The organism is Streptomyces sp. NBRC 109706 (assembly GCF_000974485.1).
In the GTDB taxonomy this organism is placed as follows: Bacteria; Actinomycetota; Actinomycetes; order Streptomycetales; family Streptomycetaceae; genus Streptomyces.
The window spans coordinates 299296-313148 of the sequence record NZ_BBOM01000007.1 but is presented as its reverse complement, the minus strand read 5'-3'; the positions used below and the strand labels follow the sequence as shown (position 1 = coordinate 313148).

Below are 13853 nucleotides of genomic sequence, written 5' to 3'. Positions count from 1 at the left end.
GCGACGTGACTCAGGGACATGTGGTGATCGTCGGGGCCGGACTGGCGGGGGCCACCACGGCCCTCGCCCTGCGCGAAGGGGGGTGGCGCGGCCGGGTGACGCTGCTCGGCGCCGAACCGCACCGCCCCTACGACCGGCCGCCGCTCTCCAAGGAGCTGCTCCTGGGCCGGCCGGCGCCGCTGGATCTCGCCATCGACTTCGAGGCGCTGGACATCACCCTGTCGCTGGGCCGCACCGCCACCCGACTCGACGCCGGGGAGAGGCGGTTGGAGACGGACGCGGGGGAACTCCCCTACGACGCCCTCGTCCTGGCCTGCGGGGCCCGCGCGCTGCGCCTCCCTGGGACCGAGGACCTCGAGCAGGTGTGGAGCCTGCGCACCAGGGACGACGCCGAACGCCTCAGGCCGGTGCTGGACGCCGGGGGCGCCCTGGTGATCGTCGGCGCCGGCTGGATCGGTGCCGAGGTGGCCGGCGCCGCGCGCGCCGCCGGCTGTCCGGTCACCGTGGTGGAGGCGGGCGACCACCCGCTGGCCGGGGCGCTGCCGGCCGAGGTCACCGCCCCGATGCGCCGCTGGTACGCGGAGGCGGGCGCCGAGCTGCGCACCGGCCGGCCGGTGACGGGGGTGCGGGACGGCGAGGTGGAGCTGGCCGACGGCACGGTGCTGCGCGCCGACGCGGTGCTGGTCGGCATCGGCTCCCGCGCCGACACCGACTGGCTGGCCGGCTCCGGCGTCCCCCTGGACCCGGACGGCTCGGTGCGCGCCGACGCCCGGCTGGCCACCGGGGTGCCCGACGTGTACGCGGTCGGCGACTGCGCCTCCTATCCCTCGGCCCGGTTCGGCCGCCGGCTGGCGGTGCACCACTGGGACAACGCGCTGGTCGGCCCGCGCACCGTCGCGGCCACCCTGCTGGGCGAACCGGCCGGACACGATCCGGTGCCGTACTTCTGGTCCACCCAGTTCGGCCGCCACCTCCAGTTCGTCGGCCGCCCGGACGCCGGGGACCGGCTCCGATGGCGGGGCGATCCCGCGTCCGACGCCACCTGGAGCGCCTGCTGGACCCGCGACGACCGGCTCACCGCCGTCCTCACCGTGGACCGTCCGCGCGATCTGGCGCAGGCCAGACGGCTGATCGGGCGCGGCGTCCCGGTCGACCCCGACCGGCTGGTCGATCCGGACATCCCTCTCAAGGCGGCCGCGCGCTGACGGCTGTCAGTGGGAGATGGCAGGCTTGAGGGGTGACCGAGATCGATGCGAAGACAGACGCGCTCATCCCCGCCTGGCTCACCCTCCCCGATATCGCCGAACAGCTGGATGTCGAGGTGACCCGGGTCCGCCAGCTGGTCAGGGAGGGGCAGGTGATCGCGGTGCGCCGCGGCGAGAACCGCGTCCTTCAGGTGCCCGCCGCCTTCATCGGCGAGGGGAAGGTCGTCCGTGGCCTCGCGGGCACCCTCACGCTGCTGCGGGACGACGGGTTCACCGACGAGGAGATGCTGGAATGGCTCTTCACCCCGGATGACAGCCTCCCCGGCACCCCGGCGCAGGCGTTGCGCGAGAATCGTGGCACCGAGGTGAAGCGCCGCGCCCAGGCGCTCGCCGTGTAAGCCACCAGCCGGTGGCGGTGGCCCGCCACCGCCACCGGCGCCACCCCCGGGGGGATCGTCATGCTCGCCGACGCGCGGCTCTATCTCTGCACGGACGCCCGCCGGCGGCAGGGGGACCTGCCCGCCTTTCTGGACGCCGTGCTGGCCGGCGGCGTGGACATCGTCCAGCTGCGCGACAAGGAGCTGGAGGCGGCCGAGGAGCTGGAGTACCTGCGGGTCTTCGCCGACGCCTGCCGGCGGCACGGCCGGCTGCTCGCGGTCAACGACCGGGCGGATGTGGCGCACGCCGCCGGCTCCGACGTGCTGCATCTGGGGCAGGGCGATCTGCCGGTGCCGGCCGCCCGCGCCGTCCTGGGCGCGGGGCCGCTCATCGGGCGCTCCACCCACGCCCCCGAGGAGGTGGACGCGGCGCTGGCCGACCCCGAGGTCGGATACTTCTGCGTCGGCCCCTGCTGGCCCACCCCCACCAAGCCGGGACGCCCGGCGCCCGGCCTCCCCCTGGTCCGCTATGCCGCCTCGCTCAACCCCGAGGTGCCCTGGTTCGCCATCGGCGGCATCGACGCCGCCCGACTGGACGCGGTGCTGGACGCCGGCGCCCGGCGGGTGGTGGTGGTCCGGGCGATCACCGAGGCCGACGATCCCGGGGCCGCCGCCGCCTCGTTCGCCCGCCGTCTGCGGGAGCGTCCGTCCCCTGGACGACCCCCATCCTGAGGCCGAACGCTGGGTAGCCTGCACGCATGGCTCTAGGGATTCCCAGTACCATCTCGGATCGCGCGGCGACCGTCCGCGATCTGCTTGCCGCCGGCGAGCGATCGTTCTCCTTCGAATTCTCCCCGCCCAAGACCGAGCGGGGCGAGCAGACGCTGTGGAACGCCATCAGGCGGGTGGAGGCCGTCGGCCCCACGTTCGTCTCCGTCACCTATGGCGCCGGCGGCGGCTCGCGGGAGCGGACGGTGCGCGCCACCGAGCGCATCGCCACCGACACCACGCTGACCCCGGTGGCACACCTCACCGCCGTCCAGCACTCGGTCTCCGAGCTGCGCAACATCATCGGCCAGTACGCCGACGCCGGCATCCGCAACATGCTGGCGCTGCGCGGCGATCCGCCCGGCGATCCGATGGGGGAGTGGATCAAGCACCCCGAGGGCATCAGCTACGCCGTCGAGCTGGTGCGGCTGATCAAGGAGTCCGGCGACTTCTGCGTGGGCGTGGCCGCGTTCCCCGAGATGCACCCCAGGTCCACCGACTGGGAGACCGACATCCGGCACTTCGTGGCCAAGTGCCGCGCCGGCGCCGACTTCGCGCTCACCCAGATGTTCTTCTACCCGGAGGACTACCTCCGACTGCGCGACCGGGTGGCCGCCGCCGGCTGTGACACACCGATCATCCCCGAGATCATGCCGATCACCAATGTGCGGCAGATCGAGCGGTTCCAGCAGCTCAGCAACACCGCGTTCCCCGCCGAGTTGAAAAGGCGCATCCTCGCGGTCAAGGACGACCCGATAGCTGTACGCTCGGTCGGGATCGAGTTCGCCACCGAGTTGTGTGCGCGGCTGATGGACGAGGACATCCCTGGCCTGCACTTCATCACGCTGAACACGTCGAGTCACTCCACGGCGACGCTGGACGTCTACAAGAACCTGGGGCTGCACACGCGGTCCTGACCGAAGTGCGGAGAGGGGCGTAATGGGCTGGACGGTCCTCTACATCGCGTTTGGCTTCGTCGCTCTGTGGCTGCTCGGTGAGGTCCTGCTCCAGTACAAGGCACGGCTGCGCTGGCGGTTGGTCGCCTTCTTCGGCTTTCTCGGCGTCGTCGTCGGGGTGTTGATCCCCTCCGTGCCGGTGATCGCCCTGGGCGCCGTGGCCTTCGCCACCGGTCAGACCTTTGTCACGCTCTCCTTCCGCCGGGGCTTCTCCACCGGCTGGGCGCTGGGCGGCAAGCCCGGCACCAGCCGGCGGCGCCGGGCGCCCAGGGAGGACGAGCAGCCGGTCGGCGACGAGCCGGCGGCCGAGCACGGCGCCCCGCCCTTCCCGCCCCCGCCGCCGCCCGCCCCCGCCGAGGCCCCCGACGGTGCCGAACCGGCGCACGCCGGCGCGGAGTTCGGCGGTTCGGAGTACGGCGGCTCGGAGTACGGGAGTTCGGAGTACGGGGGCTCGGAGGTGGGCGGCGAGATATACGGCGGCCAGCCCTATGCCCAGTCCTACCAGGAGAGTTACCAGGAGCCGGCGGCCGAGACCGGCTACGGCGAGCCCTACCCCGGCGCCTACCAGGAGAACTACGCGGCGGCCACCGGCTACGCCGACCAGGGGCAGTACCCGGCGGGCGGCACCGACGGCTACGGCTACCAGACCGGTTGGGACGGCTCGAACGAGTACGCCGCCCAGGCCGACCAGCTGGGCCAGCCCACCGGCTTCGGCGGCACCGAAACCCCCGGCTACCCCGGCGAGTCGGGCACCGGCGGCCAGTGGCCCCAGGGCACCCCCACCTACCAGGAGACCCCGCCCGGCGGCGTCTGGGTCCCCCAGCAGCGGGAGCCGGCACCCGAGGACGCCGACGGCTACGGCTGGGCCCAGCAGCCCGAGGGCTACCCCCAGCAGACGGGCTACGACTCCTCGGGGCAGGGCTACTACTACAACAACGACGGCCGCTACTGAACGGCGCCCGCTGAAGCGCTGACCGAAGTCGGACCGGTGCCCGCCGGCCGATCCGGCGCCTTTTCCGGCCATTCTCAACGGGACTCCGGGACTCCGGGACTCCGCGGCTTTGGTACTCCGGGCGCCCGGGGAACGTCGGCCGCTCAGTACGAGCCGCGCCAGTCCGGCCCCTCCACGATCAACCCGGCCGCCAACGCCCCCGACATCCCCGCGTGCGCGAGACCGCCGCCCGGGTGGGCCAGGCCGCCCACCCGGTAGGCCCCCGCCAGCCGCCCCGTGTTCGGCGCGGCCAGAAACGCCCCGTCCGCCCCGGCGAGCGCCGGCGGACGCACCACCCCACCGGGCACCCCGGTGTCCCGTGCCACGTCCGCCGGCGTGCGCGAGAGCCGCCACCGCACCCGCGCGCGCGGCACGAGCCCGGCCGCGTCGGCGGCGTCCAACAGCCGCCCCGCGTGCGCCTCGGCCACCCCGGGCGCCGTCCAGTCGACGCCGCCGGGGCCATGCGCCGGCACCAACCCGGAGACCACCGCCGTATGCCCGTCCCGGCCCGGCCACAGCGCGGCGTCGTCCGGGCGCAGCACGGAGACCGCCGGCCCCTCCCCGTGCAGCACCGCGCGGTGCGCCGCGCCCTCGGGGCGGGGGCCGTCCAGGGCCACGAAGAGGCTGAACCGGCCGAGCCCCACCGCCTCGTCCCCCGGGCGCGCCGCGCCCCACACCACCGCGTCCGCCGCGACCGTCCCGCCGTCCGCCAACCGCACCCCGGCGGCCCGTCCTTCGGCCGCCAGCACCTCGTCCACCCCGACCCCGAACTCGAACCGGACACCGCGCTCCCGACAGCGCCGGAAGAGCGCGTCCGCCAACGCCCGCATCCCGCCCGCCGGATACCAACTGCCGAAGGTCCCCTCGACATAGGCCAGTACGGCGGCACTCGCCGGCGCCCGCCGAGGGTCGAGCCCGTACTCCTGCACGAGCCCGGTCAGCACCGACGCCAGCCGCCCGTCGCGGAGTTCGGCCGCGGCCAACTCGGCCAACGTGGGCTCGCGCCGGCGCAACAGACCGCGTCGGCGCGCCGGAAACGGGTCCCGCGACAGCGCGCCGCGCTCGCCCGCCGAGGTCAGCGGCTCCTCCAACAACGGACGCCTGGTCGCCTCCCATGCCTCCCGCGCCCGCCCCAGCAGCGCCCCCCACCGCTCGCCCGACCCGGCGCCCAGCGTCTCGTCCAGGGCCCGCCGCACCCCACCCGGCGAGAACCCGGGCAGCCGCAGCACCGTGCCGTCCGCGAACCGGTGCTCGATCGCCGGATCGGCCAACCGGTCCAGACGCACACACTCCGCCAACTCCCCGGCGTTCCGCCGCCCCTTGACCCGGGGCGCGGTCTTCAGAAAGAGATCCCGCCAGACCGCCGGCAGATGCAACACCCCGGGGCCCGTGTCGAACGCGAACCCGTCCCGCTCCAGCCGCCCCACCGCGCCGCCGTAGGTGTCGCCGCGCTCGACCACCGTGACCCGGCGCCCGGCCGCCGCCAGCCGCGCCGAGGTGGCCAGGGCGCCCATCCCCGCGCCCACCACCACGACGTCGTTGCCGTGGTTCCCGTGGTTCCCCCCGGTCGGCTCGCTCATCGCGCGCCGCCCTCGACCGGGCCGCCCTCGCCCAACCGGCCCCGCACCACCGTCGAGAGCGCCAGCCCCACATCGTCCAGCTCCCGCTCCGGATGGAACGTCAGCCAGTCGAGTCCGCCCAGCACCACCATGCCGACCAGGGCGCCGGAGACCAGCTCGATATCCAGGTCGGACCGCAGCTCCCCGGACTTCACCCCGTCCGCCAGCACGTCCTCCACGACCCCCGCCACCTGCCGCCGCACCGCCAACAGGGTCGGATGCCAGGCCCGGTTGGTGCGCCACTGCTCGGCCACCAACAGTCGGGTGAAGTCGGCGTTCTCCGTGATGAAGCCCAGACCGGCGCGCGCCATCGCGTCCAACGCGTCCAGGGCGCCGCCGGGCGCCGCCGCGGCCGAGAGCCGCAGCGCGTCCTTCAGCGGCTCGACCCCGTCCCGCAGCAACGCCTCGAAGAACTCCGTCTTGCTGGAGAAGTTGTAGTAAACGGTGCCCTTGGCGACGCCGGCCCGTTCGGCGATCTGCTCGACCGTGGTGGCGGAGAGACCCTGCTCCGCGAAGAGAGTGACGGCGGCCCGGTAGAGCCGCTGTCGGGTCGCGCTGCGCCGAGGGCTCGAAGCTGTCATGCAGCGATTCTCTCTCCCCTGGCCAGAGGCCATGCCCCCGGGATTGTCAGTGCCATGCGCCACCATGTGCACAACTGCGCTGACCGCGCGGAACCGTCGGACCGTTGGACCGCTGAATGGCGACTGACTGGAGGCTCGTCATGACCGGATTCCCGACTGATGTGCACCCTGTGCCGCGCCGGGCCCCCGCGCCCCCCGCCGCGCTCGATCTACTGGCCCAGGCCGAACGCGGCCTGGCCGAGGCGGAGGTGGCGCCCGATCCTGGCGACGCGTTCGTCGCCGCCCACCTGGCGGCGCTGCGCGCCGCCGCCGCAGTCCTCGCGGTACGCGCCCGCCCCGAGGTCGGCCCTCGGGGCCGCCGCCGCATCCGCAGCGTCTGGGAGGTGCTGCCCGAGGTCGCCCCCGAGCTGGTGGAGTGGAGCGCCCTGTTCGCGGCCAGCGCAGAGCGGCGGGCGCGGATAGACGCCGGCATCCGAGGCGTGGCCACCCGGGCCGACGCCGACGAACTCCGCCGCGCCGCCGGGTTCTTCCTCCGCCTGGTGGAGGAGATGCTGCTGCGCCAGCCGGTGCTGCGCGCCGACCACGGCGCCGGGGGGTCGCCCGCGAAGTAGGCTGGGGGCATTCCTTCCCGTCACAGCGAGGAGCCCCGCGCCATGCCGTCACAGTCGAGCGCCCGACACGTGGGTGATCCGCTGTCCGGGCCGCACGCCACATCGCGCACCGGGGTGGTCTGGGACGTGCTGCGGCAGGCCCTGCTGGACCGCTCCCGGCGGACCGGCAGCGCCTCGCTGGACGTCCTCGACATGGGCGGCGGCAGCGGCAGCTTCGCCGTCCCGGTGGCCGGCCTCGGCCACCGGGTCACGGTGGTCGATCCCAGCCCCGACGCGCTCTTCGCCCTGGAGCGCCGAGCGGCGGAGCGGGGCGTCGCCCACGCGGTGCGCGGGGTGCAGGGTGACACCCACGACGTGCTGGAGGTCGCCGGGCGTGGCGCGTTCGACCTGGTGCTCTGCCACGGCGTGCTGGAGTACGTGGACGATCCGGCCGCCGGGCTGCTCGCCGTCGCCGGCGCGCTGCGCCCCTCCGGCGGCACGCTGAGCCTGCTGACGGCCGGCGTCGGCGGGGCGGTGCTCGCCCGGGCGCTCGCCGGCCGCTTCACGGAGGCCAGGACGGCCCTCGCCGCCCCCACCGGACGCTGGGGCACGGGGGATCCGGTGCCGTACCGCTTCACGGTGGCGCGGCTCACCACCCTGGTCACCGGCGCCGGCCTGGTCCCGGGGCAGGTGCACGGGGTGCGGATCTTCGCCGATCTGCTGCCCGGCACCCTGCTGGACGGCGCGTCGGACGGCGTGGAGGCGCTCGCCGGCCTGGAGGCGGAGGCCGCCGTACACCCCGCCTTTCAGGCGGTGGCGGGACAGCTCCATGTGTTGGCCGAGCTTCCGGGCGAAGCATAGCCAGACTCCTCGTATCATCGGGATCAGCCCTCCGGCATGACCGATGGCAACCAGGGGAAGAAGAGGACCATCCCCGGGGTGTCCCGCGTGCTGGTTGGTGGGCGAAATTGGCGTACAGGGGTGGGTTTCACAGGAACACTTACCTGCCTATCCTTGAAGGGTCGGAAACGGTCGCCACCGCGACCGACGAGTAGGAGGACTCCGTGCCGCTCTCGGACCACGAGCAGCGCATGCTCGAACAAATGGAGCGCGCGCTGTACGCCGAAGATCCCAAATTCGCGACAACGCTTGAGGGCACCGAGCTGCGCACCGTGACGCGCAAGCGGGTCTATCAGGCGATCGCCGGTTTTGTGCTGGGCATCGGCCTCCTCATGGGGGGCATGGTCGCCCAGCTCATCTGGCTGAGCGTGATCGGCTTTCTGATCATGCTGGGCTGCGCGGTGATCGCGGTCACCGGATGGCGCAAGGTGCCCGTGCAGCAGGGCGAGCCGCAGGGCCGCCAGGCAACGGGCGGTCGCCGCCAGCGCGGCACCAAGCGGCGGTCCATGATGACGCGGATCGAGGACCGCTGGCAGCGCCGCCGGGACGCGCGCGACGAGTGACGGCCGGACCAGCCGGCACTTCCCGAAGCGCACCACACCAGGGGCCGCCCTCCCAGGGGCGGTCCCTCACCATGTCCTCCCCCTCACTCCTTCGGAGTAGACCCACCAGACAAACCCCTGCGGGCAGCCCCGACCGGGCTTCGTACCACCTGCCCAGGGCCACGACAGCCCGCTGGCCACCGCCACCGTCGCCCGGCCCGGTGGTGGGCCACCGTTGCCGCCGCCCGCGCAGGGCTTCGCGCCTGCGCCGCCCACGCCGGGGCCGCCCGACGGCGTCCCGCCGTCCACCGCCGCCCGGCCCGACGGCGTCCCGCCGTCCACCGCCGCCCGGCCCGACGGCGGCCTGCCGTCCACCGCCGCCCGGCCCGACGGCGGCCTGCCGTCCACCGCCGCCCGGCCCGACGGCGGCCTGCCGTTCACCGCCGCCCGCGCAGGGCTTCGCGCTTGCGCCGCCCACGCTGGGGCCGCCCGACGGCGGCCTGCCGTCCACCGCCGCCCGCTCCGGCGCCACCTGACGGCGTCCCGCCGCTCGCGCTGCCCTGCCCGGGGGTGGCACCCCGTTACCGTCGCCCGCGCAGGGCCCCGCGTAGGGCCCCGCGCGGGCGGCCGCACGGTTGTCGTTGCCTAACGCTGCCCGCGCAGGGCTCCGGCGTCGCCGGTAGGCAGGGAGCGGGGGAGGAGGAGGGCGCGGAGGCGGGTGAGGAGGGGGATGTCGGTGGCGAGGCCGGTGCGGGCGGCGGTGATGTGGGGGGTGTAGCCGGACGGGGCCGGGGCGCGGGCCTCCGGGGGCGCGTACAGCTCGGCCTCGACCGCGGCGGCGAGCTGGCGGACGCCCGTCGCCGACTCGTACGGCAGTTTCGCGACCTGGATGATCCGTTCGGCCGTCTGCCGGGGCGTCTCGCTGGCCACCGGGGTGATGCCGTAGTCCCAGGCGCTGGCGGTCAGTTCCCGCCAGGCGCCCAGCGGTCCCGCCTCCGGCCGCAGCCGGCGGGCCCGTTGTTTGGCCCGCCACAGCAGGGGGCCGGCGAGGGCCAGGGCCAGCAGCAGTCCGCCGCCGCCCCCGACGACCGGCCAGATCGGGAAGCCGGCCTCGTCGCGGTCCTGTTCGGGCGTGACGGGCTCGTCGCCGCAGTTCCCGTCGACGGCCGGGTCGCAGCGGTCGGGGACGGTGGGCGACGGGGACGGGGAGGGTTCGGTCGGCTCGGGGCGCTCCGTGGGCTCCGGCTCGGGAACGGGCCTGTCGTCGGGCTCCTCCGGCTCCGGCAGGGTGTAGGAGGGAGCGTTGCCCTGTCCCGGTGTCGGCTCGAACCTGACCCAGCCGACGCCCTCGAAGTACAGCTCGGGCCAGGCGTGCGCGTTGTGCGCGCCGACCTTGTAGTGGCCGCCCGCCGTGGGCCGGCCGGGGGTGAAGCCCACCGCGACCTGGGACGGGATGCCGAGGGTCCGTGCCATCGACGCCATGGTGAAGGCGAAGTGGACACAGAAACCTTCCTTCTGGTTGAGGAAGTTGACGATGGCCTCGCTGCCGCTGCCCGACTCCACCGTGGTGTCGTAGCGGAAGCCGCCGCTCGATGTGAACCACTCCTGGAGCGCCACCGCCCGCTCGTAGTTGTTGGTCGCGCCCGCCGTGACCTCCTCGGCGGTGGTGGCGACCTCGCCCGGCAGCGTGTCGGGCACCCGGGTGTAGTACTCCAGGAAGTCGTCGCGCGGCGTGGGCGCCTGGGCCAGCTGTTCGCGGGTCGGCGTCACCACCAGGTGTTCCACCCGGTAGCTCAGCCCGCTGGTGGTCAGCGAGGAGTCGTCGGAGACCAGCGTCTGCGAGCCCCGGTCGAACGACCAGTCACCCTCGGCCCGTACCGAGATCGCCGGGTAGGGCACCGGGAGGGACCGCTGGGCGTAGGCGGGCGACGCCTCTATGTCGGTCACCACGCGCTCCGTCGCCACCTCGGGCGAGAGCCCCGGCACCGGCCAGGGCACCTCGGGCGGCCTGTCCTCGTGCCATTCGGACGAGGCCCATTCGGTCCCGTTGAACTGGTCGAGCGCCACCAGCCGCAGATAGAGCTGCGACGGCGTGGCGTAGTCCGTGCGGTGGCTCAACAGCTCGATGTTCTGCGGCTGGTTCAGCTGGTCCTGGAGCGCCACCACCGGGTTGACGGCGATGCCGGAGGTGTTGTCGGCGCCGGCCTCGCCGTTCAGGTCCAGCACGCCCTCGTCGAGGGTGGGCAGCAGCACCGGGGCCAGCAGCGCGATGCCCAGGGCCAACGCGCCGATGCGCCGGCCGCTGCGCAGCCGGGGCCCGGCGGCCTGGGCGTGGTCCCTGGCGGTCATCCACCGTCCGCCGCCGAGGCCGCCGAAGAAGAGGCCCCACTGGGTGACCCGTTGGCGGCCCTCGCTGAGCAGCAACAGCAGATAGCCGGCCGCCGCCAGGCCGAAGTAGCTCCAGCCGGCGGCGCCCTGGCCGACGCCGGCCGCCACCGAGTAGAGCGCCAGCAGCGGCAGCCCCGCCGCCGCGGCGTTGCGGAGCGCGCCGGAGAGCAGGTCGACCAGCAGGCCGATCAGCAGCACCCCGCCGATCACCATCAGCCGGATGCCGTCGGTGGCGGGCGCCGGGGTGGAGTAGCGGCCTATGTCGTCGGCGCCCGCGCTGATCAGCTGCCCGAACCGCTCGAACACCGATGGCGACGGCAGAAAGCCGGCCACCGCGTACTCGCTGGCCGTGACGGCCGTGATCAGCACCAGGCCCAGGAGGAGTTGGCAGAGCGAGACCAGCCCGCCGGAGAGCCGGGTCAGCCGCAGCAGGACGCCCGATCCCGACTGCACCGCCAGCAGCAGCGCGGCCTGGAGCAGCCAGTCGCCCTCGTCGACCAGGGGCAGCAGGGAGGCGGCGGCCAGCAGGGTGGCCAGCCACGCCGCGGCGGTCGTCCTGATGTCGCCGTATGCCGGGGTGCCGGTCACGCCCGCCCTCCGCCCGTGCTCGACAGTTCGTTGGCCGCCTGTTCCCAGAGGGAGGCGAGGGGGACGCCGGGGTGCTGGGACAGCGCGATCCAGCCGGCCTGTCGCAGGGCCGCCACGCGTTCCTGCTCGATCCTCGGGTCGAGCTGGCCGGCGGCGACAGAGGCCACGGCGCCGGCGGCGCGTTGCCGCAGGCCGCCCAGCAGCGCGGCCGAGCCGGCGTCCACCGAGCCGAGGAAGGCGAGCAGCAGCGCGGGATCGGCGTCGCGCGGTGCGGCGAGCGCCCGTTCGAAGCCGGGCTCGTCGGAGTGGTCCACCACGGCCAGGAAGTCCATCAGCCGTCCGGCCAGCTCCATCGCGTCCCCACCGCCGCCCGGCGGCGGCAGCTGGGCGCCGGTGTCGGTCAACAGCGTGATCTCGTAGCCCTGTTGCGCCAGATGGGAGACGACGGACGCGGCGGCCGAAACGGTCCGCTCGAACGGGGCCGGCATGCCGCCCAGCACATAGCCCGCACGTCTGGTGTCCAGCAGCACCGTGCACCGTGCCTGGTGCGGGGACTCCTCGCGGCGCACCATCAGGGCGCCACGGTGCGCGGTGGACCGCCAGTGCACCCGGCGCACATCGTCGCCGTGTCGGTAGGCGCGGGGGATCAGATCGTCCTCGCCGGCCAGGGCCAGCGCCCGCGGCCGTCCCGCGCCCGCCCCGCGCGAGCCGCCGCCGAACCGCACCGGTGGCAGCGGCTCGACGGCGGGCAGCACGGTCATGGTGTCGTGCGTCCGGAACGATCTGGTCAGCTCGACCATGCCGAACGGGTCGGCCAGTCGCAGCTGCAGCGGTCCCAGCGGGTAGACGCCCCGCAGTTGGGAGCGGACCCGGTAGCTGACCTCGCGCTGTCCGCCCGGCTCGATCCGGTCCAGCACGAAGCGCGGCCGTGGTCCCAGCACATAGGGCACCCGGTCCTGGAGGAGCAGCACCCCGCTGGGCACCCGGGTGGGGTTGTGCAGCCGCAGGTACACCCGGCACTCCTGGCCGGCCGGCACCCTGGCCGGCGCCAGCCAGCGCGACGCGGTCACCCGGCCCCTGGTGCGGTGCGTCGTCAGCACGGCGATCACCGGCAGCAGACACAGCAGCGCGCCGACCCGCAACAGATCGGGCTGGCCCAGGAGATAGGCGCAGGCGGCGGACGCCACCCCGGCGGCCAGGAACGAACGTCCGCGCGTGGTCAGCCCGGAGAACGCGGCCCGCAGCGGCCCCCGTTCCTCCGCGTCCTGGCTCACCGGCGTCCCGGCGGCGGCGCCGGGCCAGGAGGCGGCCATCAGTAGCCCCGGGGCCGCTGGCCGCCATAGGGATCGGGCATCGGGGTCGCCCGCAGGATGTCGGCCACCAGCACTTCCGTGGAACGTCGGTTGAACTGGGCCTGTGGGCTGGGCAGCAGCCGGTGGGCCAACACCGGGATGGCCAGTCGCTGTACATCGTCGGGGAGCACGAAGCCGCGCCCGGCCAGCGCGGCGGCCGACTTGGCGGCCTGGACCAGATGGAGCGTGGCCCGCGGCGAGGCGCCCAGCCGCAGCTCGGGGTGGTTGCGGGTGGCCACGGCCAGGTCCACGGCGTAGCGCCGCACCGCCTCCGAGACATGCACCTGCCGCACGGTCTCGATCAGCTTGACGATCGCGCCCGCGTCGGCGGCCGGGCGCAGCGCGTCGATCCTGGGGCCGCTCGCCTGGTGCTCCAGCATCCGCATCTCGGCGTCGGGGTCGGGATAGCCGACGGAGACCCGCGCCATGAACCGGTCCCGCTGCGCCTCGGGCAGCGGATAGGTGCCCTCCATCTCCACCGGGTTCTGGGTGGCGATCACCATGAACGGCTCGGGCAGTTCGTAGGTGTGGCCGTCGGCGGTGACCTGGCGCTCCTCCATGGACTCCAGCAGCGCCGACTGGGTCTTGGGCGAGGCGCGGTTGATCTCGTCGCCGATCACGATCTGGGCGAAGATGGCGCCCGGCTTGAACTCGAACTCCTTGCGCGTCTGGTCGAAGACGCTCACCCCGGTGATGTCCGACGGCAGCATGTCGGGGGTGAACTGGATGCGCTGCACCGAGCAGTCGATCGACCGGGCCAGCGCCTTCGCCAGCATGGTCTTGCCCACCCCCGGCACGTCCTCCAGCAGCAGGTGTCCTCCGGCGAGCAACACCGTGAGGGACAGCTGGACCACCTCCGGCTTGCCCTCGATCACGCTCTCCACGGCACGACGCACCTGCTCCGTCGTGGCGTTCAGATCCGTGACCTTCGAATGCTCCTCATAGGTCGTCAACCGGCCATCCTCCACCCTTGTCCTTGTCCCGGTCCGAGGCACC

At 74.2% G+C, this 13853-nt stretch carries 13 protein-coding genes; 8 read left to right on the top strand and 5 right to left on the bottom strand.

Features of this window, described 5'->3' with window-relative positions:
* The first annotated feature begins 5 nt into the window (after positions 1–5).
* Genes AOM46_RS15620 through AOM46_RS31385 form a run of 5 tightly spaced genes read left to right on the top strand, consistent with a single transcriptional unit; the run spans position 6 to position 4258 of the window.
* Positions 6–1205: an NAD(P)/FAD-dependent oxidoreductase gene (locus AOM46_RS15620; protein ID WP_062211604.1), complete on the top strand. Its 1200-nt coding sequence runs from the start codon at positions 6–8 to the stop codon at positions 1203–1205.
* A 32-nt stretch (positions 1206–1237) separates the two neighbouring features.
* On the top strand, positions 1238–1603 hold the full coding sequence (locus AOM46_RS15615; protein ID WP_062211601.1) for an Rv2175c family DNA-binding protein: 366 nt from the start codon (positions 1238–1240) through the stop codon (positions 1601–1603).
* Between the two features lie 60 nt (positions 1604–1663).
* Positions 1664–2314, top strand: coding sequence for a thiamine phosphate synthase (thiE, locus tag AOM46_RS15610; RefSeq protein WP_062211599.1), 651 nt, complete (start codon positions 1664–1666; stop codon positions 2312–2314).
* 26 nt (positions 2315–2340) lie between these two features.
* Positions 2341–3267, top strand: coding sequence for a methylenetetrahydrofolate reductase [NAD(P)H] (gene metF / locus AOM46_RS15605; RefSeq protein ID WP_062211596.1), 927 nt, complete (start codon positions 2341–2343; stop codon positions 3265–3267).
* A gap of 22 nt (positions 3268–3289) precedes the next feature.
* Positions 3290–4258 (top strand): hypothetical protein, encoded by a 969-nt coding sequence (locus AOM46_RS31385; protein WP_067226277.1) that lies wholly within the window; start codon positions 3290–3292, stop codon positions 4256–4258.
* A 143-nt stretch (positions 4259–4401) separates the two neighbouring features.
* Here AOM46_RS31385 and AOM46_RS15595 read toward each other — a convergent pair whose 3' ends face one another.
* On the bottom strand, positions 4402–5877 hold the full coding sequence (locus AOM46_RS15595) for an NAD(P)/FAD-dependent oxidoreductase (protein WP_062211593.1): 1476 nt from the start codon (positions 5875–5877) through the stop codon (positions 4402–4404).
* Entirely contained in the window at positions 5874–6497 is a 624-nt protein-coding gene (locus AOM46_RS15590; RefSeq protein ID WP_062211590.1) for a TetR/AcrR family transcriptional regulator, read from the bottom strand. Before AOM46_RS15590 ends, AOM46_RS15595 begins: the two co-directional genes overlap by 4 nt.
* A 140-nt stretch (positions 6498–6637) precedes the next feature.
* Here AOM46_RS15590 and AOM46_RS15585 point away from each other — a divergent pair, with 140 nt between their 5' ends.
* The 3 genes from AOM46_RS15585 (at position 6638) to AOM46_RS15575 (ending at position 8550) form a co-directional block, all read left to right on the top strand.
* Positions 6638–7108, top strand: coding sequence for an SAV_6107 family HEPN domain-containing protein (locus AOM46_RS15585; RefSeq protein WP_062211587.1), 471 nt, complete (start codon positions 6638–6640; stop codon positions 7106–7108).
* 42 nt (positions 7109–7150) lie between these two features.
* Positions 7151–7948, top strand: coding sequence for a bifunctional 2-polyprenyl-6-hydroxyphenol methylase/3-demethylubiquinol 3-O-methyltransferase UbiG (locus AOM46_RS15580; RefSeq protein WP_078856851.1), 798 nt, complete (start codon positions 7151–7153; stop codon positions 7946–7948).
* A 203-nt stretch (positions 7949–8151) separates the two neighbouring features.
* A complete protein-coding gene (locus tag AOM46_RS15575) occupies positions 8152–8550 on the top strand; it encodes a DUF3040 domain-containing protein (RefSeq protein ID WP_062211584.1) in 399 nt (132 codons plus the stop codon).
* 624 nt (positions 8551–9174) lie between these two features.
* Here AOM46_RS15575 and AOM46_RS15570 read toward each other — a convergent pair.
* Genes AOM46_RS15570 through AOM46_RS15560 form a run of 3 tightly spaced genes read right to left on the bottom strand, consistent with a single transcriptional unit; the run spans position 9175 to position 13810 of the window.
* Positions 9175–11505: a DUF3488 and DUF4129 domain-containing transglutaminase family protein gene (locus tag AOM46_RS15570; RefSeq protein WP_067226255.1), complete on the bottom strand. Its 2331-nt coding sequence runs from the start codon at positions 11503–11505 to the stop codon at positions 9175–9177.
* On the bottom strand, positions 11502–12818 hold the full coding sequence (locus AOM46_RS15565; RefSeq protein WP_062211582.1) for a DUF58 domain-containing protein: 1317 nt from the start codon (positions 12816–12818) through the stop codon (positions 11502–11504). Before AOM46_RS15565 ends, AOM46_RS15570 begins: the two co-directional genes overlap by 4 nt.
* Complete coding sequence (locus AOM46_RS15560; protein ID WP_062212654.1) at positions 12818–13810, bottom strand: MoxR family ATPase; 993 nt, start codon at positions 13808–13810, stop codon at positions 12818–12820. Before AOM46_RS15560 ends, AOM46_RS15565 begins: the two co-directional genes overlap by 1 nt.
* Positions 13811–13853: the final 43 nt, after the last annotated feature.

What these genes read in the sequence shown, in the direction of transcription:
- thiE (WP_062211599.1), top strand. Translation starts at nt 1,664, where the DNA reads ATGCTCGCCGACGCGCGGCTCTATCTCTGCACGGACGCCCGCCGGCGG.
- metF (WP_062211596.1), top strand. Translation starts at nt 2,341, where the DNA reads ATGGCTCTAGGGATTCCCAGTACCATCTCGGATCGCGCGGCGACCGTC.
- AOM46_RS31385 (WP_067226277.1), top strand. Translation starts at nt 3,290, where the DNA reads ATGGGCTGGACGGTCCTCTACATCGCGTTTGGCTTCGTCGCTCTGTGG.
- AOM46_RS15595 (WP_062211593.1), bottom strand. Translation starts at nt 5,877, where the DNA reads ATGAGCGAGCCGACCGGGGGGAACCACGGGAACCACGGCAACGACGTC.
- AOM46_RS15590 (WP_062211590.1), bottom strand. Translation starts at nt 6,497, where the DNA reads ATGACAGCTTCGAGCCCTCGGCGCAGCGCGACCCGACAGCGGCTCTAC.
- AOM46_RS15585 (WP_062211587.1), top strand. Translation starts at nt 6,638, where the DNA reads ATGACCGGATTCCCGACTGATGTGCACCCTGTGCCGCGCCGGGCCCCC.
- AOM46_RS15580 (WP_078856851.1), top strand. Translation starts at nt 7,151, where the DNA reads ATGCCGTCACAGTCGAGCGCCCGACACGTGGGTGATCCGCTGTCCGGG.
- AOM46_RS15565 (WP_062211582.1), bottom strand. Translation starts at nt 12,818, where the DNA reads ATGGCCGCCTCCTGGCCCGGCGCCGCCGCCGGGACGCCGGTGAGCCAG.